At 67.6% G+C, this 23,272-nt stretch carries 25 protein-coding genes; 9 read left to right on the forward strand and 16 right to left on the reverse strand.

Annotation, left to right across the window (positions count from 1 at the left end; all coding sequences use genetic code 11):
* Positions 1-158 precede the first annotated feature (158 nt).
* Together alr and AB0K08_RS11615 are read right to left on the reverse strand one after the other, a co-directional pair.
* The gene (alr, locus tag AB0K08_RS11610) at positions 159-1,475 is read right to left on the reverse strand and encodes an alanine racemase (RefSeq protein ID WP_363354562.1); all 1,317 of its coding nucleotides are present in this window, start codon (positions 1,473-1,475) and stop codon (positions 159-161) included.
* A gap of 50 nt (positions 1,476-1,525) precedes the next feature.
* Positions 1,526-1,666, reverse strand: a complete 141-nt coding sequence (locus AB0K08_RS11615; RefSeq protein WP_363354564.1) for a hypothetical protein — start codon at positions 1,664-1,666, stop codon at positions 1,526-1,528.
* A 201-nt stretch (positions 1,667-1,867) separates the two neighbouring features.
* Here AB0K08_RS11615 and rfbA point away from each other — a divergent pair, with 201 nt between their 5' ends.
* Together rfbA and AB0K08_RS11625 are read left to right on the forward strand one after the other, a co-directional pair.
* Entirely contained in the window at positions 1,868-2,770 is a 903-nt protein-coding gene (gene rfbA / locus AB0K08_RS11620) for a glucose-1-phosphate thymidylyltransferase RfbA (protein ID WP_363354566.1), read from the forward strand.
* Between the two features lie 715 nt (positions 2,771-3,485).
* Entirely contained in the window at positions 3,486-3,698 is a 213-nt protein-coding gene (locus AB0K08_RS11625) for a hypothetical protein (protein ID WP_363354568.1), read from the forward strand.
* On the opposite strand, the gene AB0K08_RS11630 is transcribed toward AB0K08_RS11625, so the two are convergent.
* The 3 genes from AB0K08_RS11630 to AB0K08_RS11640 are packed head-to-tail and all read right to left on the reverse strand — an operon-like array spanning position 3,686 to position 6,711.
* Complete coding sequence (locus AB0K08_RS11630) at positions 3,686-3,943, reverse strand: type II toxin-antitoxin system RelE/ParE family toxin (RefSeq protein ID WP_363354570.1); 258 nt, start codon at positions 3,941-3,943, stop codon at positions 3,686-3,688. The genes AB0K08_RS11625 and AB0K08_RS11630 overlap by 13 nt on opposite strands.
* A 5-nt stretch (positions 3,944-3,948) precedes the next feature.
* A complete protein-coding gene (locus AB0K08_RS11635; RefSeq protein WP_363354572.1) occupies positions 3,949-4,197 on the reverse strand; it encodes a type II toxin-antitoxin system Phd/YefM family antitoxin in 249 nt (82 codons plus the stop codon).
* Positions 4,198-4,248: 51 nt separating this feature from the next.
* Positions 4,249-6,711 (reverse strand): DEAD/DEAH box helicase family protein, encoded by a 2,463-nt coding sequence (locus AB0K08_RS11640; RefSeq protein ID WP_363354574.1) that lies wholly within the window; start codon positions 6,709-6,711, stop codon positions 4,249-4,251.
* Between the two features lie 98 nt (positions 6,712-6,809).
* On the opposite strand from AB0K08_RS11640, the gene AB0K08_RS11645 reads away from it, so the two are divergent.
* The 6 genes from AB0K08_RS11645 to AB0K08_RS11670 all read left to right on the forward strand — a co-directional run bounded on the left by AB0K08_RS11645 (position 6,810) and on the right by AB0K08_RS11670 (position 10,733).
* Positions 6,810-7,391, forward strand: coding sequence for a hypothetical protein (locus tag AB0K08_RS11645; RefSeq protein WP_363354576.1), 582 nt, complete (start codon positions 6,810-6,812; stop codon positions 7,389-7,391).
* Positions 7,388-8,308, forward strand: coding sequence for a nucleotidyl transferase AbiEii/AbiGii toxin family protein (locus AB0K08_RS11650; protein WP_363354578.1), 921 nt, complete (start codon positions 7,388-7,390; stop codon positions 8,306-8,308). Before AB0K08_RS11645 ends, AB0K08_RS11650 begins: the two co-directional genes overlap by 4 nt.
* A gap of 61 nt (positions 8,309-8,369) precedes the next feature.
* Positions 8,370-8,984: a class I SAM-dependent methyltransferase gene (locus AB0K08_RS11655; RefSeq protein ID WP_363354580.1), complete on the forward strand. Its 615-nt coding sequence runs from the start codon at positions 8,370-8,372 to the stop codon at positions 8,982-8,984.
* A 221-nt stretch (positions 8,985-9,205) separates the two neighbouring features.
* The gene (locus AB0K08_RS11660) at positions 9,206-10,066 is read left to right on the forward strand and encodes a hypothetical protein (protein ID WP_363354582.1); all 861 of its coding nucleotides are present in this window, start codon (positions 9,206-9,208) and stop codon (positions 10,064-10,066) included.
* Positions 10,063-10,545: a hypothetical protein gene (locus tag AB0K08_RS11665; RefSeq protein ID WP_363354584.1), complete on the forward strand. Its 483-nt coding sequence runs from the start codon at positions 10,063-10,065 to the stop codon at positions 10,543-10,545. Before AB0K08_RS11660 ends, AB0K08_RS11665 begins: the two co-directional genes overlap by 4 nt.
* 14 nt (positions 10,546-10,559) lie before the next feature.
* Positions 10,560-10,733 (forward strand): hypothetical protein, encoded by a 174-nt coding sequence (locus AB0K08_RS11670; RefSeq protein WP_363354586.1) that lies wholly within the window; start codon positions 10,560-10,562, stop codon positions 10,731-10,733.
* A gap of 105 nt (positions 10,734-10,838) precedes the next feature.
* Here AB0K08_RS11670 and AB0K08_RS11675 read toward each other — a convergent pair whose 3' ends face one another.
* The 3 genes from AB0K08_RS11675 to AB0K08_RS11685 form a co-directional block, all read right to left on the reverse strand.
* Entirely contained in the window at positions 10,839-11,093 is a 255-nt protein-coding gene (locus tag AB0K08_RS11675) for a DUF433 domain-containing protein (protein WP_363354588.1), read from the reverse strand.
* 77 nt (positions 11,094-11,170) lie between these two features.
* Entirely contained in the window at positions 11,171-11,482 is a 312-nt protein-coding gene (locus AB0K08_RS11680) for a CDGSH iron-sulfur domain-containing protein (RefSeq protein ID WP_363354590.1), read from the reverse strand.
* Positions 11,470-12,411: an iron-containing redox enzyme family protein gene (locus tag AB0K08_RS11685; RefSeq protein ID WP_363354592.1), complete on the reverse strand. Its 942-nt coding sequence runs from the start codon at positions 12,409-12,411 to the stop codon at positions 11,470-11,472. The genes AB0K08_RS11680 and AB0K08_RS11685 overlap by 13 nt, the downstream gene beginning before the upstream one ends.
* Before the next feature lie 124 nt (positions 12,412-12,535).
* Here AB0K08_RS11685 and AB0K08_RS11690 point away from each other — a divergent pair, with 124 nt between their 5' ends.
* Positions 12,536-12,661 (forward strand): hypothetical protein, encoded by a 126-nt coding sequence (locus AB0K08_RS11690; RefSeq protein WP_363354594.1) that lies wholly within the window; start codon positions 12,536-12,538, stop codon positions 12,659-12,661.
* Positions 12,662-12,730: 69 nt separating this feature from the next.
* On the opposite strand, the gene AB0K08_RS11695 is transcribed toward AB0K08_RS11690, so the two are convergent.
* The 8 genes from AB0K08_RS11695 to AB0K08_RS11730 form a co-directional block, all read right to left on the reverse strand.
* Positions 12,731-14,248, reverse strand: a complete 1,518-nt coding sequence (locus AB0K08_RS11695) for an FAD-dependent oxidoreductase (protein WP_363354596.1) — start codon at positions 14,246-14,248, stop codon at positions 12,731-12,733.
* A 90-nt stretch (positions 14,249-14,338) separates the two neighbouring features.
* Complete coding sequence (locus AB0K08_RS11700; RefSeq protein ID WP_363354598.1) at positions 14,339-16,516, reverse strand: acyltransferase family protein; 2,178 nt, start codon at positions 16,514-16,516, stop codon at positions 14,339-14,341.
* Between the two features lie 146 nt (positions 16,517-16,662).
* Positions 16,663-18,828 (reverse strand): acyltransferase family protein, encoded by a 2,166-nt coding sequence (locus tag AB0K08_RS11705; RefSeq protein ID WP_363354600.1) that lies wholly within the window; start codon positions 18,826-18,828, stop codon positions 16,663-16,665.
* An 85-nt stretch (positions 18,829-18,913) separates the two neighbouring features.
* Positions 18,914-19,057, reverse strand: a complete 144-nt coding sequence (locus AB0K08_RS11710; protein WP_363354602.1) for a hypothetical protein — start codon at positions 19,055-19,057, stop codon at positions 18,914-18,916.
* Between the two features lie 120 nt (positions 19,058-19,177).
* On the reverse strand, positions 19,178-20,641 hold the full coding sequence (locus AB0K08_RS11715; RefSeq protein WP_363354604.1) for an NAD(P)H-hydrate dehydratase: 1,464 nt from the start codon (positions 20,639-20,641) through the stop codon (positions 19,178-19,180).
* 23 nt (positions 20,642-20,664) lie between these two features.
* Positions 20,665-21,015: a holo-ACP synthase gene (locus AB0K08_RS11720; protein ID WP_363354606.1), complete on the reverse strand. Its 351-nt coding sequence runs from the start codon at positions 21,013-21,015 to the stop codon at positions 20,665-20,667.
* Entirely contained in the window at positions 21,012-22,058 is a 1,047-nt protein-coding gene (locus AB0K08_RS11725; protein WP_363354608.1) for a Fic family protein, read from the reverse strand. The genes AB0K08_RS11720 and AB0K08_RS11725 overlap by 4 nt, the downstream gene beginning before the upstream one ends.
* A 211-nt stretch (positions 22,059-22,269) precedes the next feature.
* Positions 22,270-22,962, reverse strand: a complete 693-nt coding sequence (locus AB0K08_RS11730) for a hypothetical protein (RefSeq protein WP_363354610.1) — start codon at positions 22,960-22,962, stop codon at positions 22,270-22,272.
* Between the last annotated feature and the right edge of the window lie 310 nt (positions 22,963-23,272).

The raw sequence follows: 23,272 nt of genomic DNA on the forward strand, positions 1-23,272 counted from the left end.
CCGTCAGGTCCTTCACGGGGTGGCCCCCGCGGCTCGGCCCGCACCCGGTGACTTTGCCCTCAAAACGGAGGGGGTAGAGCCCGCACCCGGTGGCTTTGCCCTCAAAACGGAGGGGGTGGGGCCCGAACTCGGTGGCTTTGCCCTCAAAGTGAAAGTGCTCACCGGCCGGGGCCCGTCGGGGCGCCGGTGTCCTCACCGGGCTGGGTGTCCACGTGGATGCGCGGCACGCGGGAGCCGATCCGGGTGACGAGCTCGTAGTTGATGGTGCCGGCTGCGGAGGCCCATTCGTCGGCGGTGATCCCGGACTTCGGCCCGAACAGCTCCACGCCGGCCCCCACGGGTGCCGCGGACTCGTCCATCGTCTCCAGGTCCACCACGAACTGGTCCATCGCGATCTTCCCGGCCACCTCGTACCGCCGGCCGCCGATCGAGACGGGGGCGGCGATCGCGGTGCGCGGGACCCCGTCCCCGTAACCGAGGGGTATCAGCGCGAGGCGCGTGGCCGCCGTCGTGCGGTAGCGGTAGCCGTAGGAGACCCCGTGTCCGGGGCCGACGGCCTTGTTCTGCGCCACCGTGGTGGTGACGGACATGGCGGGCCGTAGGTCGAAGTCGGAGGCGGGGCGGCCGGCGAAAGGGGTGAGCCCGTAGATGCCGAGGCCGGCGCGGACCAGGTCCAGGTGGGAGTCCGGGCGGTCCAGGATGCCGGGGGTGTTGGCGATGTGCCGCACGTCCGGGTGGAGTCCGGCGGCACGGGCGGTCTCCACGGCACCGTGGAAGACGTCGAGCTGTTCGTCCGTCTCGGCCTCGCGCTCCTCCTCGTCCGCCACGGCCAGGTGGGAGAAGATCCCCACCACGCGGATCAGGCCGGACTCCTGCAGCTCGGCGGCGCGGGCCACCACGTGCGGCCAGTCCTCCAGGGTGGCGCCGTTGCGGCCCAGCCCCGTATCGATCTTCAGGTGCACGCGGGCGGGGCGCTCGAGGCGCTGGGCCGCAGCGGCGATGGGCTCGAGCTCCCACCCGGAGGCCCCGAGGTCGATGTTCTCCTCCACGGCGCGGCCGAAGGGGGTGTCCCGGGTGTGCAGCCAGGCCAGCAGGGGCGCGGAGATCCCGGCCTCGCGCAGGTCGAGCGCCTCGGAGACGTGCGCCACGCCCAGCCAGGTGGCCCCGGCGTCCAGGGCGGCGCGCGCCACGGGCACCGCGCCGTGGCCGTAGCCGTCCGCCTTCACCACGGCCATCAGCGCGGACGGCTGCACCCAGGAGCGCAGGGCGGCCACATTGTGCCGGATGGCGGCCAGATCCACGACGGCGGCCCGCTCGGCCGGTCCGGTGTGCTTCAGCGCCACGGTGGTGCTGGAGGACCCGGTGGGACTGTGCCCGGGACGGGGGCGGTCCCTCGGAGCCGGGGCCTGGGGGTGGTCGGCGGTGCGATCGGTGCGGTGGCCGGTGTATTGGTCGGTGTGCTGGTCTGCTGACATGATGCCGTTCATTCTTCCACCTGTGGCGGACGTTCCTGGGGCAGGACGGGCTACAGGTTCATCAGCACCAGGAAGAATCCCACCAGCACCGCCACGACCACCACGCCCGCCGCGATCTGGGCGCCGGTGACGCGGCTGCGCCGGCGGACGTACTCGGTGCGGTATCTGACCGGCTTGTTGCTGTTCGGCATGGGGTTCCTCGGGGAGCAGGGACTGACGGGGCCGAGCTCAATCCTGTCCCGGCCGGCTCCGGCCCTCAACCGAAATCCCGGTGAAGTGCAGGTCGCGGGCAGAAGGCGAGAGGCCGGCGTCGTCCATCAGGTCCCGCCCACGTACCGGACGAGTAGGCCCCCGCCTTACCCGCGCCGCGCCGCGACTCTAGGTTCGAGTCCATGAAGGGCATCATCCTGGCCGGTGGCACCGGCTCCCGACTGCACCCGATCACCCTGGGTGTGTCCAAGCAACTGGTCCCGGTCTATGACAAGCCGATGATCTACTACCCCCTGTCCACCCTGATCCTGGCCGGCATACAGGACATCCTGATCATCACCACACCCCACGACGCCGAGGCCTTCCACCGGCTCCTCGGGGACGGCTCCCGCTTCGGCATCAACCTGAGCTACACCGTCCAGCCCTCCCCCGACGGCCTCGCCCAGGCCTTCGTGCTCGGCCAACACCACATCGGCACCGACACCGTGGCCCTCGTGCTCGGCGACAACCTGTTCTACGGGGCCGGCATGGGCGACCAGCTCACCCGATTCCAGGACCTCGACGGCGGCGCCGTGTTCGGCTACCAGGTCAAGAACCCCTCCGCCTACGGCGTGGTCGAGTTCGACGAGGACGGCCGGGTGCTCTCCCTCGAGGAGAAACCCACCGCCCCCAAGTCCACCTACGCCGTGCCCGGGCTGTACTTCTATGACAACGACGTCATCGACATCGCCCGCGACCTCAAGCCCTCCGCCCGCGGCGAGCTGGAGATCACCGACGTCAACCGCACCTACCTCGAGCAGGGACGCCTCCAGGTCTCCATCCTGCCCCGCGGCACCGCCTGGCTGGACACCGGCACCTTCGACGACCTCACCGACGCCTCCGACTTCATCCGCACCGTGGAGAAACGCCAAGGCCTGAAGGTCTCCGCCCCCGAAGAGGTCGCCTGGCGCCGCGGCTTCCTCACCGACGACCAACTCCGCCGCGTCCCCGAACCCCTCGTCAAATCCGGCTACGGCCAATACCTGCTGGAACTGCTCGAGAACGAACGCCGCATCCCGGAGCTGAGCCTGCGCGCGGCGTCCTGACGTCTGCATCGGACCGTGTGGACGAGCAGACGATCCCGTTGCAGAGGGGCGAGCAGGCCGGCTGAGGTGCCGCCTGGGCTACCCGGTCCTTCCGGCGAGCTCGTCCTGGGGCACACTGCGCGTCTCCACTGCAGCAGACCACTGGTCGCAGTGGGCCTGCACCCGCGTTCCACGGCGTCACCGTTGGCCACGAGTGCACTCGCGGCGGGCGTCATGGCGTTGGCCTGGTCCAGAACGCGGTACGTTCAGCCCTACTTTGCGTAGAAGATCCAACCGACCCATCTGGTCCCACCAGGATTATCGGGAAGGCAACGCGTCCTGCTCGTGATCCGCGCCCCGGATTGCCTCACCGCCACATAATGCGCCGCATGCAACATGGTGCAAACCTGCTGATTCGGCGCTTCTGCCTTCTTGTAATAATGCCGTTCGGCTGTCGCAGGCCCCGCCGTGACAAGACCCGAACCACCAAGCAATCCCACGGCCAAAGCAGCCCCCGCAACGCGCTTCGCAATCGTCTTCATTGCCCCTCCAAGAGTCACTCTCCAAGACCCATCGATCTGACGAGCCCATGCCGGTGAACCATTCCACAAGATCCCACGTCGGCCAATCACCGTCGGCCGATAGAGGTACCCATTCCGCGAGCTCCACCCATGAAGTAGCCGAGTCCGCCGGCGGCGAAAGCGGTCTGGACCTGGCACGCACCTGTGTGGACCTGATGGCCCAATACCTGCACGACGGCGACGCCGGCCTCCTCCAGCTGGGAAACCTCACGCAGGCCGAGACGATCGCCGCCTACGTCGCGGAGCAGACCGGCGGGCGGCTCACCCTGCTGGAGACTCGGGAGCACGAACGCAGCGCCCAGGAACTGAGCCGAGGCGCGGCAGTCTCACGGCACCTTGCTGGTGGCGGTCACCCCTACTTCTCGTAGACGTCTTTTCGATGCCCGATGGCCACCACCACCACGATCAGCCGGTCGTTCTGAACGGTGTAGATGATTCGATAGTTGCCGACCCTGACACGCCATCCGTCACGACCCTTCAGGGGCGTGGCGCCTGGGGGGCGGGGATCGGTCGCCAGAAGAGATATCGCCCCTCGGATCCTGGCGTGGTCTTGCCGGTCGATCCGCTTCAAAGCCCGCAGCGCTGCTGCAGTGAGCTCGATCTGATAGACCACCGAGGTCAGGTCCAGCCGAGGTCAGCCTTGACCTGATCCCAGGGGATGTTCTCCCCCTCCTCGGCCATCACCTCGTCGAAAGCGGCGAGATCCTCAGCCTCCTCGGACGCTTCCATCAAGGACTCGTACCGCGCACGGCTGATCACCACGGCCTCCGTCACGCCCCGCTTCTCTATGAAAACAGCCTCGGACTTAGCCTGCTCGACAACATCCGCGAAGGACTTCCTCGCTTCGGAGACACTCAGGATAATCATGCTCAAACCCCCTGTCTGTACGATTGGGCACTGCGTTTGTAGTTATTGTCGCTAGGTCTGAGCGCCGGCCGTGAGATTCAAGAGCATTGGTGGCTCAGCTTCTTGCGAGAAGCCTTCTTTCTCCAGTGTTCTGCGACGCCGGCGGTACATTCGTTCCAATAGCGGCACCGCGGAGTCACGAAAGTCATGCACCACAGCGGCCCCCTCTCCCCCTACCGCACCCCGGGTGACCCGACCTGCCTGTTGGATGATCCTGCCTTTGAATGACACGGGCATGGTCAAGAACAGGGTGTCCAGCGCCGGGATGTCGAGTCCTTCTCCGGCCACCTTGTCAATGGCGATGGGAACGAACGTCTTGCCACCCTGAGTAGTGGCCGCGATCGCCTCCCGTACTTCACGCCGTTCGTGTGTGCTGAGTTGACCGTGCAAGGCGAACACTTCACATGGCGCTTCAGGCTTCAGCAAACCGTAAAGGGCTTTGAGGTGGTCCACTCGGTTGGTCAGCACCATGCACGTGCGTCCTGCGGCCGCTGCTTTCATAATCACGTCGGAGATCAGCGCATTGCGATTCTTGTCCACACTGAGTTCCGTGTAGATGGCCTGGATGGAAGGCCCGTCCGTACCAGGTTCATCCGTGGTGAATGACGTCTGGTGGACAACAAGTCTGCGATCCTCGTCTACGCGTGCTTCCATCTCGTACCGGATCGGCCCGCATTGCATGGTGATCAGTCCGTCCATCTGGTCAGCCCGGAAGGGCGTCGCAGTCAATCCGACCCAGTACTTGACGTTAACCTGTCGGATGGCAGCTTCAGTAGAAGGCGCTGCGATGGCATGGCATTCGTCGACGATGATCTGCCCGTAGTCGTCCAAGATGCCCGGGTCGGAATCCCGGCGGCTGACGGACTGCATCATAATCAAGTCAACCAGTCCGTGACGCTTCTTACGGCCGTTGCCGAACTGGCCAATCTGCTGATCTTCGAGGTTGAGGAAAGTGGTGAGCCTGTCTCGCCATTGATCCAGCAGTTCCGCACGGTTGACCAGTACAGCAGTGGCCACGCGACGCTCGGCGATGAGCGCGCATGCCATGACCGTCTTGCCGGCTCCAGGCGGAGCCACCAAGACCCCCTCCTGATGTTTCAGCAGTGCCTGAACAGCCTGTCGCTGATCAGTCCGCAGTTCCCCGGCGAAGGCGATGTCCTGCTTCCGACGACGCGGGCCTTGGTGCTTGATGGCGACTTTCGCCCCCGCCTTGACCAGCAGCTGGCGAACCTCATCGGCGAGCCCGCGGGGGAGCCGGAGTTCGGACGTTTCATGTTCGAAGCAGGTCACCACACGGGGGACGCCGAAGGTGCTGAAACGCTGGGCTTGCCTGCGGTAGAACTCGGGGTTAGCCAGCGACGCCCTGTGCTTGAGCTCGGTGACGAACGCACCAGGCAGACCCTCTGTCGGAACGTGCAACATCGAATCCCGACGGATTTCGAGAACCGTACCGTTCAATCCGGATCTGAGTTCAGACCGTAGTGGGCGCTTCGGAACCTTTATCGATGCGGCGGGTCCCAACTCCAGCAACGTCGTCTCCGCCGCAAGGCCGTCGATTACCTTGCGAGGAACCGTCGTCACGGACGAGAGCGCCTGGAACTGGTCTTCATAGGGTTTCCAAGTCGTCGGATCAGCGAACACCGTCGTCCCGCGGCGCCGGCAGTCCCCCTGGAGTGGCAGGGCGATCAGGTTACCCAGCCGCATGCGCCCCGGAGATTGAGTAGGCAGCACGTCCTGAGCCGGGAAGAACCGGTCATAGCTTTCCAGTGACAGTCCTTCGCTTTTCTGCATTGCGCGTCGCAGTAGCACCATGCCGGCTTTGCGGACGGTTGCTGCGGGGAGCCACTCATCGAGAAAGACCCAGATATGAGCACCGTCGCCGGAGCGGGAGATTTCGGCGATGCTCTGAATCCTCGCTTCCAAGCAGACGTGTGCATACGCTGCCGCGTCGTCGCGCCACGTTCGCCCGTCGAAGTCACAGACGAGGAGCTTGCACCGATCATCGACCCTCAAGGGATAGAGCCCCACATGAAACTCCCTTGAACCGTCCTCTCCCGCTCCCCGAAGATGCCGTTCCATGTCCGTTGAGGTCAGAGGCAGAAGGTCTGCGTCCGTCTTCTGGTCCGTGTAGAAGCCACCTTTCACAGCCGGGCTCCAGCCGGATTTGCCCGTCTTCCGGCTTACCCAGCGCGTGGCATGGGCATCCGGCCTCCCCACGAATCGCTGCTGAAACAGGTTCAGCTTTTCCGCAGGTGTCGCCGACGCATTGACCAACCCAACGGAGGGAACGCGGGCGGCAGTTGGGTCGAGGGTGTCAGGAGAGTGGCGATGAGCTACCTGTATCTGCCGTTCCAGCGCGGCTAATTCAGTCCGGGCCGTCCAGAGCTCGTGCTCAAGGTGCTCGACTCTCTCGCGAGCGCGAAGCACCTGATGATCAAGTTCACTAAGGGGAGCTTCTGGCTTCTCGGCACCCATAGCCCGAGTCTACGCACCCCCGGACATCAATCACTCGTCAACAGAATTCGTGCCAGGTATGCTGGGGGTGTAACTACTTCCGTTGAATCAGGGATGGCATGAGTAGCAAGACCTTGCCCGATCTCTTGCAGTACCGAGAACTCAAGAACCTGGGCCTGACACGTCACCATTTGGATCTCCTGGTTCAGAGGGGCGAGTACGAGCGGATTGCCCCGGGGACCTTCATGCGCACTGACGCCGTCGATGACACAACGGCAGCGTGGATGGCGATTGCTGCCAAGAGGCCAGAGGCAACGCTCTGTCTGCTCACGGCGCTCTCCCTGCACGATTTGACCGATGAGATCCCGCGGAAGAGCCACATCGCCATCCCGCGTGGAACTCATCCGATAGCGGTCCTCCACGCGCCGGTCAGCTGGCACCGCTTCTCGGTGGATACATTCCTCGTCGGTCGAACTGAACATACGCTTCCGGGCGGTATGACCATCGGCTTGTATTCAGCAGAACGAACGATCATCGACCTCTTTCGGCTCCGGCACGAGTGGGGCACTGACCTCGCTCTCGGAGCACTTAAAAGGTGGCTCAAAGTACGTGGAAACTCGGCCGGCACGTTGCTGAGCATGGCGCTACCGTTCGCAGAGACCAGACCGGCCCTCCACAACGCATTGGAGATTCTCCTGTGACTCCAGCACCCGATGACGGAACACCGGCCGGAACTGCGAGACTTGCGATCCGTCGGCTTGCCAGGAATACCGGTGGCGATGTCCAGGAACTGCAGACCCTGTATGTGCTCGAAGCACTCCTCGCACGATTGGCGGCATCGCCCGACCGTGACGACTTCGTTCTCAAGGGAGGGGTGTTACTCGCGGCATTCGCGGTGCGCCGTCCGACCAAGGACATCGACTTGGAGGCCACCCGCCTCAACAACGACGCAAATGAGGTATCCACACGATTCCGGGAGATCGCAATTCTCGACCTGCCTGACGGAGTGGTCTTCGATCAGGACAGCATCACGGCAGCGGTCATCCGAGACGATGACGAGTACGCCGGGATTCGCGTCAAGCTCATCGGCAGATTGGGTACTGCGCGGTTGACGATCGGCGTCGACGTGAACTTCGGTGACCCGATCTGGCCTCGACCAATACTGACCGCATTACCTCGACTTGTGGATCTCGGACAGCCGCCGGTCCAGTTGCTCGGTTACCCGCTGACCATGGTGCTTGCCGAGAAGATCATTACAGCCATCGATCGGGGCGTGGCCAACACCCGTTGGCGAGATTTCGCGGACATCCACACCCTCATCCGCGTTCACCACGTCCAAGCCGACGAGCTCGCAACTTCGTTACGGGTCGTGGCCAGCTACCGGAGGGTACAGTTCCGTCCCCTGTCGGTGGTCTTGCAAGGGATGCCCCGCGTCGCGCAGCAGAAGTGGCGAGCATGGCGTTCTCGCGTTCACCGCGAGGAAGAACTCCCAGCCAGATTCGGCGAGGTCCTGGCGGCCATCGCTGCGTTCTCCGATCCAGTGCTCCTTGGAAACCTGACTCGGGCGATGTGGAACCCTCGCACCGCAAAGTGGCTCGAGAACGCCTCGATCGAGTGAGATCATCCGTCACAGCGGCTCACAGCGCACTGCACTGATCCCATCCGGCACAATGAAACCCATGCCCCACCTGACCTTCTGCGGCCTGGACATCACCTACGACCACCGCGTCCTCGAACCCCGCCCCTGGACCGAGGCCCAGTCCACCTGGGCCGCCGAGCTGCTCCCCACGGCCCCCGGGGGGCCGGTCCTGGAACTCTGCGCCGGGGCCGGGCACATCGGCCTCGGCGCCGTGAAGGACACCGGCCGCGAGCTGGTCATGGTGGACGTGAACCCCGCCGCCGAGGAGCTCTCCCTGCAGAACGCGGCCGCCAACGGACTCGCCGCGCAGATCAGCTTTCGGCTGGGGCGGATGGAGGAGGTCCTGGACGCCGGCGAGCGCTTCGCCGTGATCGTGGCGGACCCGCCGTGGGTCCGCTCGGCCGAGACCTCCCGGTTCCCGGAGGACCCGGTCCTGGCCATCGACGGCGGCGGGGACGGCCTGGACCTGGCGCGCACCTGTGTGGTCCTGATGGACCGGCACCTGCACGACGGCGGCGCCGGCCTCCTCCAGTTGGGGAACCTCGCGCAGGCGGAGACGATCGCCGCCTATACCGCGGAGCAGACCCGCGGGCGGCTCGCCCTGATGGAGGCCCGGGAGTTCGAGCGCGGCGTCCTGGTGCGCCTGAGTCGCTGATCCGCGACCAGTCATTTGGTCGCATACCCTATTCGTGGTGAAATTGTCCAACAAGCAAGAACCCTGAAGACGGGATGAGACTTGTTGGAGAAACGATGCGAGTAGACGTAGTGACCCTACTGCGGGAGCTCGACCTTGCCATCAACGAAGGTAGAACGAGCAATTCATTGATGCTGCGCACACCCGAGGGCGTGACTCTCGAGGTCGTACCCTCCCCTCCCGTGGAGCGTCTCACCGCTCACTCCGTCCGAAACCACCTCACGCACCCAGGCCTTGGCAGCACTGCCCTGCTGGTGGGTCAGACCGCCACCGAGGGGGTCATCGAGCGGGCCAGAGCCGGCAGTATCAACATCCTCACTGAGAATCCGCTCCAGCTCATCCACGGGGGCACCACGTACACAGCGGATGAGACTCCCCCATCGGAACAGCCCCGGCGCGCCAGCAGACGGGCATGGACACGCTGGGCCGTGGAACGGTACCTGCTCCTTGCCAACGAGCCTTCCAAGCAATCTGTTATTGCCGAGGTCCTCGGCACCAGCCAGCAATCGGTGTCCAACGCTGTGCTCAAGCTCGGACCGCTCGTCACCGACCATGGCAACGGCGTCGTCACCACCGACAAGAGCGCGCTGCTGGAGCACTGGCTGAACGACTACACCGGACCAGGTGGCCAGGAGTTCGGTTGGTACAGCTTGGACACGGCCGTCCAACAGACTACGAAGGCCGTGACCTTAGCCAACCTGCTCCATATCGCCCCGCTCATCAGCGGCGACGTCGCCGCAGACCGCATTGCCCCGTGGAAGCTCCCGAGCCGCGGCCGCGTGTATCTCAGCGGTCCCATAGACCTCGCTGGCGACGGCTTCGTTCCCGCTCCAGTGGACGAAGCAACACTCATCACCTGCGTCCCCCGCGACCCCACACTCTGGCGCCTCACGGACAACAGCTCGAGCACTGGAGCCGATACAGCCCCCTCGGTTCTCGCCGACGCCGCCATCGTCTACTGGGACATTCTGCTCGGCGGTGACTCGGACAGTGTTGAGGCCGCCGACCGTCTTGCCGACCACATCATCGGAGGATCCACATGAACGCTCCGATCAAGGTCAAGGTCCACGCACTGAGCAACTCCGACGCCCTGGGATACCGAGGTCAGCAGGCAGTTGCGGAAGCTATGGGTGACGGCGACTACAGGATCGTCGGCGGCCACATGGTCCGTCTCCTGTTGCACGTCTACCCGACTCCCCGTGCCACCTTGCGATCCACCCTGGACGCCGATGCTGCCGTCGGGAGCGTCGATGTCGTTGAACCCATCACCCAGAACCTGGTCGCTCAGGACTTCACCAAGCACGGCGGCAACCTTTTCTACAAAGACCTCTCCGAGGATCAAAGGGTCGAAATCAACCTCCTACTATCCAGGGAAGGCCATACCAAGGGGTTGCGCACCCACACCGTCCGGATTCTCGGGGAACTGTCCGGTCGAATAGTCCGCAAGCGCACTGCGTTCCCTGTACCTGACTCTCTGGACCGTCTACGGATGGCGGGCCTCATCGAGAAGCACCTCCCCTAGTTGCCAGGTCCTGCGTGGACCTGATGGACCGGCACCTGCACGACGGCGGCGCCGGCCTCCTGCAGTTGGGCAACCTGGCGCAGGCGGAGACGATCGCCGCCTATGCCGCGGAGCAGACCGGCGGGCGGCTCACCCTGGTGGAGACCCGGGAGTTCGAGCGCGGGGTGCTGGCGCGCCTGACCCGCTGACCGGATCTACTGTTCTGCCATCTCCTGGCCTATGGCATCGGAGCACCGGGGTGCGTAGTAGCTCTCGCGTTCATCGCAACTCGATTAATCGTTGTCCCGATGCGATCATCTCGACGATGCGATCGATGAGAGGTTCGAACCATCCAATGAGCACCTGGCGGCGTGTGTTGCCGACGCGTACTCCAGACTGGCTCTGATGTCTTCCACGGTGAGGTACGGATAGTCCTCCACGATCTCCGACTCGCTGGCACCGGAAGCCAGAAGCGCTAAGACATCGGAGACCCGCATGCGCGTCCCTCGGATGACTGGGCGACCGTGGACAACGGCGGGGTCGACGACAATGCGCTGCAAAAGGGACATGACCCCATTCTAGGTTCGGTACCTGGAATAGGGTCCCTACCGCGCCCGGCGCTCCGTAGCTCCTGGACTGCGAGCCATCAGTCCTGCCGGCGCCTCTCGCGGGCCTGCAGGATCTTGTGCGTCCCGTCGCACCACGGCTTGATCGCCGAACTGCCGCAGCGGCAGACCGCGCTGACGGGGCGGGTGGTCCGGTGCTCGGTGCCGTCCTCGTCGTGCACCACGTGGTCCCCGCGCAACAGCATCGGTCCGCCGGGGCAGAGGATGACATCCGGGTGGTCCAGATCCCGGTCCAGATCCCGGTCTAAATCCGGCCCCGCGCCGGAGGCTCCGGGCGCACCGCCGGTGCCGGGGCCGGCGTCGTGCCCCTGGCCGTGACTCACGCCGCCCACAGGGCGAGCATCCGCTCGGCGTAGCGGTCGGCGAGGTCCATGGCGGAGAACGCCCCGAGGTAGACGTCGTCGTGCAGCTCCGGCTCCTCGGCCAGCAGCGCGCCGCAGATGGTACGCACGGCCAGCTGCTCGTGCACGGCGTCGGCCTCCACGTGCTCCGTGTAGTACTCGATCATAGACTCCGGGAACCCGAGCCGGTGCAGCCCCTGGGCCATCTTCCGGGAGGGGGACGAGCTGGTGGCCTCGAACGCGGCCAGGAATCCCAGGGAGGCCGCGCGCAGCCGGCGGTTCAGCCCGAACAGGGACATGGCGTTGTTCTCCTCGAGGGTCTCCAGCGGCGCCTCGTCGATGTACGCGCCGTAGGTGGCGTCCAGCCCGCTGTCCTGTAGCCCGCGCACGAACAGGTGGGCGTGCAGCCGGTTCGGGTCCCCGTTGCCGTACTCGTCGAACTGCAGCTCCATCACGGCGGCCTTGACCCGGTCGGAGAGTCGCGGGATCACCCAGGTGGTGTGGTCTGCCTCCTTCAGGTGGTAGATCGTCCGGTGTCGCAGCAGCTCGTGGACCTGCTCCTCGGTGGCCTTGCGCTTGACGTGGGCGGCCAGCGACGGTCCGTCATGGTCGGCCACGAAGGCGAAGAAGGCCTCCTCGAATCCCTCCGGGTCCGGGGCCTCGGGCATCCGCGAGCGCAGGGTCGCCTCGAACTCCCGCTCCAGCCCGCGCCGCACGGCGATGAGCTGCGGATCCCACTCCAGCTCGCCGGCCACGTCCTCGAAGCCGCGGTAGTGCTGTTCGTACAGGGCCCACAGCGTCAGCTGGGCATCTTCAGCAGTGTCCGACGGCGGCGCCTCACCCAGGTGCGCGGTGTCACCGCTGCGCATGGCCGCGAACACGGTCTCGCTCAACGCGCCTCGCGCGTTCGGGATCAACACCGGCCCACCTCCGCCTGCAACCGCACGGGCCTCACCACTGATCTGGTCACGCCGTTCATCCAGGTGCTCACCTAGCCAACTTTAGAGCAGACTGGGTAGTCCAACCGATCTTCAGGAGGACACGATGAGCACAGAACCCATCAACCCGAATGCCGCGGACGAGGACAAGACCGGCCCGGAGACCGAGGAGGAGTTGGACGAGCAGGTCGAGGAGTCCATGCCGGCCTCGGACCCGCCCGCCAACTACTGATCGCCCCGGCCCGGGCGGCAGTCCCGCCGTCCGGGCAGCGGGCCGGGTTCAGGTTCTCGTTCTCGAGAGTCAGGACTCCGGCTCCCGCCGGGGCAGAGCCTTGACGGCGGGACCCTCCAGGACGGACCCGTCGGCGGCGAAGCGGGACCCGTGCAGGGGGCAGTCCCAGGAGTTCTCGGCGTCGTTCCACGTCACGATCCCACCCAGGTGGGTGCATACCGCGGAGAGCCGGCACGTCACCCCGTCCACGGTGGACACGGCGGCCGGGGTCCCGTCCACCCGGCCCACGATCCCCTCCCCCTCCACCGGCGGCTCCGCGGTCAGCGCCCGGGATTCGGCGGTGGCCCATCCGGTGGCCGCCCGGACGCCCACCTCAAGGCCGTCCTTGGCCCCGGTCAGCAGGTCGCTGGGCGTGGTGATGCGCCGGCCGAGGGTGTCCGCCCACGGGAGGTTCCCGCCGAGCAGTTCGCCCGAGATCGCCAGGGCCGCGGCCACCCCGTTGGCCATGCCCCACTTGTTGTACCCGGTGGCCATATAGATCCCCCCGCCTCCGCGCGGCAGGGTGCCGATGAAGGGGATGTAGTTCGCCGAGCGGTAGTCCTGGGCGGACCAGGCGTAGGTCCGCTGAGCGCCGGGGAAGTGCTGGCTCGTCCAGGCCTCCAGATCGTCGACGGCGGCCCGCGGCGAGTCCTTCCGGCCGACCCCGTGTCCGTTGCCACCCACCAGCAGCAGCTCCTCGTCCCCGACCGGCGCCGTGCGCAGCGACCGGGACGGGGCATCGGCGCTGAGGTACATCCCCTGGGGGATGGTCCCCGGCGCCCCGGGGACGCGGAAGGCCAGGGCGTAGGACCGGTGCGGCAGCAGCTTGGCGAAGTACCCGCCCCGGTCCAGGATCGGCGCACCCGTGGCGAGCACGAGGTGGTCGGCCCGCACGGGGCCGCTGCTGGTCTCCACGGTGAGCGGGGAACCGATCCCGGCGCCGGTCACGCGCACCCCCTCGATCAGCTCGCCACCGCGCTCGCGCAGCTCGGTGGTCAGGGCCTCCAGGACCTGCATCGGATGGATCTGGGCCTGGTCCTCCAGGGCGATCGCCCCGGCCACCGGGAACTGCAGTTCCGTCTCATCCGTCCAGGCGACGGGCAGCTCGGCGGCCTGGGCGGCCTCCAACTCTTCGCGGAGGGTCTTCGCGCCCTGCTCGGTGGTGGCGTAGGTGTAGGCGGTGCGGCGCTGGTAGGCGATGCCCCGCTCCTCCAGGTAGCGCAACAGCCACGCCTGTCCTTCCCGGTTGCCGTCCACGTAGGCCCGCAGAACCGTGTCCGTCTGGTGGCTGCGGATCTGGGAGAGGGTGGTGCCCTGTAGCAGCGAGACCTTCGCCGTGGTGTTGCCGGTGGCCGCAGCCCCCACGGAACGCCCCTCCAGTACCGCGACCCGTTGACCCGACCGCGCCAGCAGCACCGCGGTGGTCAACCCGGTCAGACCGGCCCCCGCGATCACGGTGTCGTACTGCGCCCCGGCAGCGAGTGGCCCGGCTGCCGGTGCGGCGACGGGGTTCGTGTCCAGCCAGAGTGACGTCATGGGGGTGCTCATGCGGGCACGGTAACAAGGCCCTCGCGCCGACCCAAGGGCTGGGCCTCGAAATCGCCGTCAAAAGTCCTCGTGGTCTTGATCGGCACAGTGTCACCCTCCTGCGGGTTCCGCCCCCAGCAGGCCCTCCTCGTCCAGGGCCTGTTCGAGGGCGGGGGCGAGGGTCTCCGAGTAGCTGGCGGTGAGGTGGTTGGAGTCGCTGTAGACCAGGACCCCGCCGACCACGGGCGAGCAGGCCTCGGCCGGGCAGATCAGGGCCGCCAGGTCGATCGAGGGCATCCCATCCACTGCGTCCAGCGCCTCCTGCTGGGCCGCGCGGCCGCCCAGACTCAGGGCCTCGTCGCGGGCCACGGCGCACTCGGCCAGGGCGTCCTCGTTCGAGGCCACGCAGTCCGGGATGTGGATCCCGGGGTAGGGCGTGTCCATCAGCACGGCCACGGTGAGGTCGGCCTCCAGCAGCTGCCGCCACGCCCCGGCGAGCCCGGTGGCCAGCGGTGCGCCGCTGGCCGCGCGGTACTGGGCATTGGTCACCAGGACGAGGTCGGGGCGGGAGGCGGCGAGCTCCTCGATGACGTTCTGGCCCCAGTGGAGACAGTGCTCGCTGACCCGGTGACGGTCGGTGAGGATGGCCTCGGCGGAGAGCGGGCAGGATGACTTACTGTATGACTCCAGCCGGATCTGGCGTCCCTCGCTCAGACGGGTGAGCGCGGGAACCCAGTTCGCGGCGTGGGAGTCCCCGACCACGGCCACCGTGAACTCCGCGTCCACCGTCCCGTAGACGCACGCCTGCGCCGCGGACGCGGACCCCGTGACGTGGCAGCCGTCGGCGTAGACCCTCGACTGGTCCGCGGCCGCGTCCACCGCGCTCGGCGTATACCCGGCGGTGACGTTCTCCACCAGGCCGGTGGACGGTTCCACCGCCAGGGCCTCCGCCCCATACACCGAGGCTCCGCCGGCCCCGTTCCCGCCCTGCTGGACGGCGGTCACGGCCGGGACCGGGGCGGGGGTGGCGGCCCGCATCAGCAGGGGGAAGCTCCCGCCGACGATGGCCAGGCTGAGCATCCCGATGGCGCCGACCTGCAGGGCCGTCACGGAGGGCTGCACGAACCGCCACCTCATGAACGGCTGCTCGATGCACTTCAGGCTCGCATAGGCCGGCAGGAAGGACAGCACGACGACGGCCAGGCCGGCCGGCACGGTCAGCCCGCCCATCAGGTGGTCGGCGATGACCACCAGGGGCCAGTGCCACAGGTACAGCGAGTAGGACACCCCGCCCACCCAGACCATGGGCCGCAGGCAGAGCAGGCGGCCCACCCCCGTCCGGTCCCGGCCGGCCATGCCGGAGACGATGATGGCGGCCGAGCCCAGGGTCGGCAACAGGGCGGCGGCGCCGGGGAACGCGGTGTCCGCGGAGTACAGCACCGCCGCGGCCACCACGGCCGCGAGGCCGGCCCAGCCCAGGGCCAGGGCCACCGTGCGGTTCAGGCGGGCCAGCTGCGTGGCGAAGACCGCCACGAGGGCCCCGATGCCCAGCTCGTACAGCCGGGTGGTGGTGACGAAGTAGGCCGGCCCCGGGTCGGTGGTCGTGAGGTGGACGGAGTAGGCCAGCGAGGGCAACAGGATGATGAGCACCGCGCTGATGACCAGGACGCGGAGCCGCCGGCCGTCGTCGGGCACGGCGCGCCGGCCTCCCCGGCGCCCCCGCCGCGCGCCGCCGGCCCGGGCGAAGAACGCCGCGGCCACGAGCAGCAGCGGCCAGACGATGTAGAACTGTTCCTCCACGGCCAGCGTCCAGAAGTGCTGGAGGGGGCTGGCGGCGGCGCCGGCCTGGAGGTAGTCGGCCTCGGAAGCCGCGAAGACCCAGTTGACCCCGTTGAAGGCACTGGCGATGATCTGCACGCCGATCTCATCCCAGCGGGTGCGCGGCAGGAACAGGACGCTGAGCAACGCCGTCACGGCCAGGACGATCAGGCCGGCGGGCAGGATCCGCCGGGCACGCCGGGCGTAGAAGCCCGCCAGGGAGATGCGCCCGTTCTCGCCGAGCTCCTTGAGCAGCAGGCCGGTGATGAGGAAGCCGGAGATCACGAAGAACACGTCCACGCCGATGTAGCCGCCCGGCACCAGGGGGACCCCGGCGTGGTACAGCAGCACCACCCCGACGGCCACGGCCCGCAGGCCCTGGATGTCCGCCCGGAACGTCTTCTTCTTCTCGCCGGACGTCGTGCCGCCCGGAACGGCCGGCGGCACCAGCGTCCTGGTCACTGTTGCCATGCCACACCCCAGGGGATTGCCTGATCCAGGCGCCGATATCGTCCGGCTGATCATACGTCCGCCGGGCGCCGCCAGACCCGGTGTCCCCGGCAACACGCCGTCAACACCCCGTCAGCACGCCGTCAGCACGCCCGTCAGTCCGCCCGTCAGTCCCCGCCCGCACCGTCCAGCAGCCCCTCGTCCACGAGCGCCTGGTCCAGGTCCGGGGCCAGCGTCGCGGCGTAGGTGGCCGTGAGGTGGTGGGAGTCGCGGTAGAGCAGCACGCCGCCGATCACCGGGGAGCACTGCTCCTCGGGACAGATCTTCGGGGCGAGGTCCACCGCCGGGATCCCGTCCACCTGCGCGAGCGCCACCTCCTGCTCCGAGCGCCCACTCTTCGCGAGGGCCTCGTCCCGGGGCACGGCGCACTCGGCCAGCGCGCCCGGCGCTCCCGCCTCCCCGACATTCCCGACATCTCCGGCGGCCCCCACCACGCACTCCGGCACGTCGATGTCCGGCCGGGGCACATCCAGCACCACGCCCACACGGAGCCCGGCATCCTGGAGCCGCTGCCAGGCCGCGGCCGCGCCGTGGGCGTACCGGCCGCCGTCGGGCTTCGAATGCCGGGAACTGGTGACCAGCACCAGGTCCGGCTGGCTCTGCTGAAGGTGGGACATCACGTTCTCGCCCCAGTGGCGGCAGTCCGTGTTCGGCGTGCCGTCCGCGGTGTCCCGGACCACCACGGTGGAGAGCGGGCAGGCGGACTTGGTGTAGGACTCCAGCCGTAGGCCCCGCTCCCCCGCCACCCGCTTCAGGGCCGGGACCCAGTGCGCCGCATGCGAGTCCCCCACCAGGGCCACCGTGTACTCCGCGCCGGGATCCCCGTAGACGCAGGCCCGCGGTTCCGAGCCCTTCCCGTGGATGTGGCAGCCCTGTTGGGGGTTGCGCTGGTAGTCCTCGGTGGCGTCCTCCGCGGCCGGCATGAACCCGCCCGCGTTCTCCACCCGGCCCACCGAGGGGTCCACGGCCAGGGCCTCCGCGCCGTACACCTCCACCGTGCGCTGGGTGCCGTCCTCGTCCTGGACGGTGGTGATGGTTGCCGTGGGACCCGGCGTCACCGGGGACGGCACCGTCACCAGCAGCACCCCGGCGAGCGCGGCCACGGCCATCCCGGCTCCCCCGGCGCGCAGCGCGCGGCCGTTCGGCTTCACGAGGCGCCACCGCAGGTAGGGCCGCTCCAGGTAGCGGTAGCTCAGCCAGGCGGGCACGGCGGAGAGCACGACGACGGCCAGCCCGGCCGGCACGGTCAGCCCGCCTGCCAGCTCGGTGGCGATGACCACCAGCGGCCAGTGCCACAGGTACCAGGAGTAGGAGATGTCCCCCGCCCAGGTCATCGGCCGGAGCGAGAGCAGGCGGCCCGCCCCCGAGCGGTCCCGGCCGTTCAGGCCGGCGACGATGACGGCGGCGGCGCCCAGGGTCGGGAGCAGGGCAGCGGCTCCCGGGAACGCCGTGTCCGCCGTGTAGAACACCGCTGCGGCGAGGATGCCCGCCAGGCCGGCCCAGCCCAGGATCACGGCCACCCGGCGGGGGATCCCGGCCAGCCGGGTGGCGAAGACCGCGGTGGCCGCGCCGATCCCGAGCTCGTACAACCGCGTGGTGGTGACGAAGTAGGCCGGGCCGGGATCGGCAGCGGTGTAGTAGATCGAGTAGGCCAGTGAGGGCACCGAGAGGAGCAGCACCGCGGCGATGACCAGGACCCTGAGCCTGGAGGCTCCGGCCGTCCCAGGCCGGCGGCGGGCCAGGAGTGCCGCACCCACCAGCAGCAGGGGCCAGATCAGGTAGAACTGTTCCTCCACGGCCAGCGTCCAGTAGTGCTGCAGCGGGCTGGCGGCGGCCCCCTCCTGGAGGTAGTCGGCCTCCGAGCCGGCGAGCAGCCAGTTGACGGCGAAGAGGCCGGCGGCGATGGTCTCGGCGCCGATCCCCTCCCACCGCGTGCGCGGCAGGAACAGCAGGGTGAGGGCGGCGGTGACGGCCAGGACGGTCACGGCGGCCGGCAGGATGCGCCGGGCCCGGCGGGCGTAGAAACCTGAGAGGGAGATGCGGCCGGTCTGGTCGAGTTCCTTCAGCAGCAGCCCGGTGATCAGGAAGCCGGAGATGACGAAGAAGACGTCCACGCCGATGTACCCGCCGGGCAGGAACGGCACCCCGGCGTGGTAGATGAGCACCACGCCCACGGCGACGGCACGCAGTCCCTGGACGTCGGGGCGGAAGCCCTGCCGCGATGCGTTCCGGGCAGGGGACGTCTCGGTCCTCTGCCCTGCTACCGCGACCACTGTGGATTCCCCCGTTCTGTGTCTCCGGCGATCTTGCCATCCATGCTAAGGGGGCTCCTGCGGCTGAGGGGCCGCTGGACACGACTCAGCCCGTCAGGATCACTCCGAGCAGGACGCCGATGACCACCACGAGGATGACGGCGGCCACGATCTGAAGCTGGCGCGCGGAGAACCGCTTCCGCCGGACGTATTCAGTCCGGTACTTGATGTGCTTGCTCTCTTCCGGCATGTGCACCCCTCACGCAATTTCGTCGAGACGATCTCAGGCGACAGTGCAACGTACCACCGCACCCCGGCCCCGCTTCCAGTGGAAACGGGGCAACTCCGGGCTTCCCCGGGGAACTGCCAGCTACTGATCGGTTAGAGCGTGACGCACCGCACTCGGAAGCGACGACGCGCCGAACGGTCCCGCGTCGGCGGCCAGCGTTCCGGCCATCCCGTGCAGCCAGGCCGCCGCGGCGGCCTTCTCCACCGTGGAGACCGGATCGCCACGCTCCGTCCGGGCCAGGGCCGAACCCACCAGCCCGGCCAGGCAGTCCCCCGTGCCGGCCGTGGCCAGCTCCGCTCCACCCTCGTTGTGCACCAGGGTCCGGCCGCCGGGCGCGGCACACACGGTCGTGGAACCTTTGAGAATCACGACGACGGCCAGCGCCTCGGCCGTGCGGCGCGCGGCGGCCACGGGGTCGGCTTTCGCCAGGTCCGAGAAGCCGTCAGCGATCTCGGGGACCAGCCGGTCCACCAGCTTCACCAGCTCCCCCTGATGAGGCGTCAGCACCACCTCGCACCCGGCATCGCAGAGCCGGCCCACGTACTCCAGCCCCACCAGGTCCAGCGCGGAGGCATCCAGGACGAGCGGCAACCCGCCACCCACGCACACGTCAATCACTTCGGCCAGTCGCCGCCGGGCGTCATCATCGGATCCCAGCCCCGGCCCGACCACCCAGGCCTGGGCCTTGCCCTCCACACCTGGCCCGGCCACCACCTCGGGGTGCGCCGCCAGGACGAGATCAGCGGCCCGCCGGGGGCCGGCGTACTGCACCATGCCCACCCCGGTGGCGATCGCCGACGAACACACCAGCACCGCGGCTCCCGGGTACTGCTCGGACCCGGCACAGACCCCGAGCACCCCGCGGCTGTACTTGTGGTCGTCCCAGGCGGGCGGGGTGAAGACCGCGAGCGCATCCTCGCGCTCCAGCGAGGAGACGTCCGCCTCCCCCAAGTGCGGGCCGAGGCCGATGTCCACGAGCTCCACCCGACCGGCGGCGTGTGCTCCGGCGCCCACCACCAGTCCGGTCTTGAGCGCCCCGAAGGTCACGGTCACGTCGGCGGGTATCACTCCCCCGGCCACGTGCCCCGTGTCGGCGTCCACCCCGGACGGCAGGTCACAGGCCACGACGACGGCCACTCCCTCCGGCACGCGCGGCGGCTCCCAGCCGCCCCGGGCTCCGGTCCCGAGGACGCCGTCGATCAGCAACGTCGTGCCCTCCGGTATCCGATCGGCCACCCGGCCGCCAGCTGATCGGAGTGCGGCCAGCCCAGCCTCGTGCATCGCCTTCCCGGTCGGCACGGCCACTGCGTCCACGCCACGCCGGCGCAGGAAACTCAACGCCCAGAGTGCATCCCCGCCGTTGTTGCCCATGCCGACCAGCGCCGCCACGGTCGAACCGGCTACCGATCCGCGAGCGCGAAGCACGCGCAACACCGCAGCGGCCAACCCCCAAGCGGCCCGCCGCATCAGCACCGCGCCGTGACCGGCGTCGAGCAGGGGTTTCTCGGCTGCCCTGACGGCGGCTCCGGTGTAAGCGTGGATCATGGCATTGCCTCCAGCAGAAAGGGTCAGCCCTCCGCGACCACCATCGCGGTAGCCACATCCCCATCATGGCTGAGGGACAGGTGCCACTTTTTGACTCCCTTGGCATCTGCCACGTCGGCCACAGTTCCGATCGCCACCACGTGCGGAGCGCCGGCGGCGTCCACGTCCACCTGGCAGTGCTGCCAGTTCATGCCGGCCGGGGCTCCGAGCGCTTTGGCCACGGCCTCCTTGGCGGCGAAGCGTGCGGCCAGGGAACGGATGTTGAGTTCGCGCTCGGCCGGTGTGAACAGACGGTCGCGGAGGGCAGGTGCCTTCTCCAACTGGTGTTTGAAGCGGGTTACCAGGACGACGTCCACGCCGATGCCGATGATCATCCAACCATCCTAACGTCGGCACTGGTAGGGAGGGTCTCTCCCCGGCGCAGTAGCCGGTAGGGATCAAGGCCAGCCGGAAACAGGTCTTCCGACTCCCCACGGAGGGAACGAAGCCGTGAGACCTCGCCGTCCGCGGGCATGTACCAGGCCCCCTTTTTGAGGCCGCGGTTCTGCAGAATCCCGGTGTCCACCAGGAGGCGCAGGTCTCGCGAGGCGACGTTGGCACTGACCCCTGCGATGTCCCGGTAGGTGGCGTTCTGGATCCGCCATCCCGCAAAGCACGTCTCCACCACAGGAGCGCAGCGCTCGGGCACTCCGTGGCGGTCCACCAGCTCATCAACACGCTCGGCGATCCTGCTGAGCAGCCAGATCCGCCGCTGGACGGTGCGGGCCTGGCGGTAGTGGGCTGTCAGATTGAACTCAACCCAGGGGCTGGCATCCCCCTGTGGTCGCCAGCTGCCCCGGCCTACCTCCGCGAGGATGTCATAGTAGGCCTTCGTATTCCGCCCCAGATACTCCTCGATGGACACGAAGACAGCTTCCTCGATCTCATCCCTGTAGAGGAGGAAGGACTGGAGGATCCTGGACATGCGGCCATTGCCGTCCCCGAAGGGGTGGATCATCACGAGATTCAGATGGGCCATAGCCCCTTGAATCACCGCCGGAACACCGGCGTCTGCGTACTGGGCGAGGCTCGCCATGAACTCAGCCACCAAGTCCGGCACCAGGTCCGCGTCTGGCCCTGTGTACACCGTGCGATCCGTCTCTTCTTCCAGGACATGGATGTCCCCGGTGCGGAATTGACCCGGGTGTTTGGACAAGTCGTACCCCTGAACCATGAAATGCAGCCCCTTGAGCAGGGATTCATCGAGGGATGGTGCGGCACCCTGCGCAACGATGCGGCTGTACGTCATGGCATCGGAATATCCCTTGACCGCCAGCCACGCCTTGTCCACCGAGACGTCTTGCTCTTCGTGGCCCACGATGGCGAAGGCCTCATCATTGCTGACATCGATGCCTTCGATGCTGTTTGACCCGCGCACTGCACGCGCCTTGAGCTGACGCCGCAATGTCCCCTGCCACCGGCGCGGTCGAGCCAGACTGGAGCGAAGCTCCGACCGCATCAAGGCAAGAGCGTCCAGGATCGCTCCGTCGTCAGGCGTGATCGGCGGAATGGCGTATAGCATCAGAAACACTTCCCAAATCAGTTAGTAACTGATGTAGAGGGTATATCAGTCTACCCGGAGAGCGGGCTCACCGCTCCAGCTTGATCTTGCCGATCGGCGTCTGCAGCCACTCCGGCGGCTCCGCGGAGCACCCCGGCGTCAAGAACGTTTTTGCATAGGCAGCCATGGCGTAGACGAAGTCGTAGACGTATCCACGCTTGCCGCGCACCGGCTCGAACTCGTACATGTGCAGCTCGCCGTCCCAGCACCGATCCACGAGCATGCGGGAGCGCTCGATGTGGTGGTCGAACGTCAGCACGCCGAGGTTCTCCACCCCGTGCTGACGCGCCAGCTCGGTCCCGACGATCGCCTCTCCCTGCGTCGTCACCGGCTCCGGGGCGAAACACTCCACCGTGGCCCCGCCCGGAGACTCCTGGCACAGGCTCGCCGGTGCATTCTCCGGAGTCGAGACGAGCAGCAGGTCGGTCACGCCCTCCTCGGCCAATCGCCGCGCCTCGTCGTGGGCGCCGGCCTGGGTGGCCAGCACGATCAGCGCATCTACCTTCGGCGCCGGATTCACCCGCGGGTTCACGGTCAACCACGCAAGAATGACACCAACCCCTAGGAACGCGATCACCACCAGTCCCGCGCCGCGCAGGATCCAGCGGCGGGTACGACGCCGGCCCGTCGCATTCCGCAGGCGCCGCGCCCGGGCCTCGCGCCCTCTACTCGGGCCCCGGCCGCCGGCGTTCTGCCCGTCCATCAACTGGTCCAGGTTCACCGTTGGGCAGACTGCAGGATCACGATGCCTGTCTCCTCAGCACAGCAAACGCACCTGACAAGGCGCATCATGAATATGTCTCTGATCATGCGGCGGATTCTAGTTCGCAATTCGACGGGCCCTCCGTATCAATCTCATCAACGACCTCTTCTGAACGGTTACAGCGCACGAAGCGAAGAAGTCCGGAAACCCCGGAGTCAGTTACAGTTACTTCATCGCTGGATTGGTCCAGTTGCGCGCACTTCACAGCGAGTGCCCGCTGAACCAAGTGGCATCAAGGAGCTTCGCAAGGGGAACAATCTGGAGGACC

It is taken from the genome of Citricoccus sp. NPDC055426 (assembly GCF_040677445.1).
In the GTDB taxonomy this organism is placed as follows: Bacteria; Actinomycetota; Actinomycetes; order Actinomycetales; family Micrococcaceae; genus Citricoccus.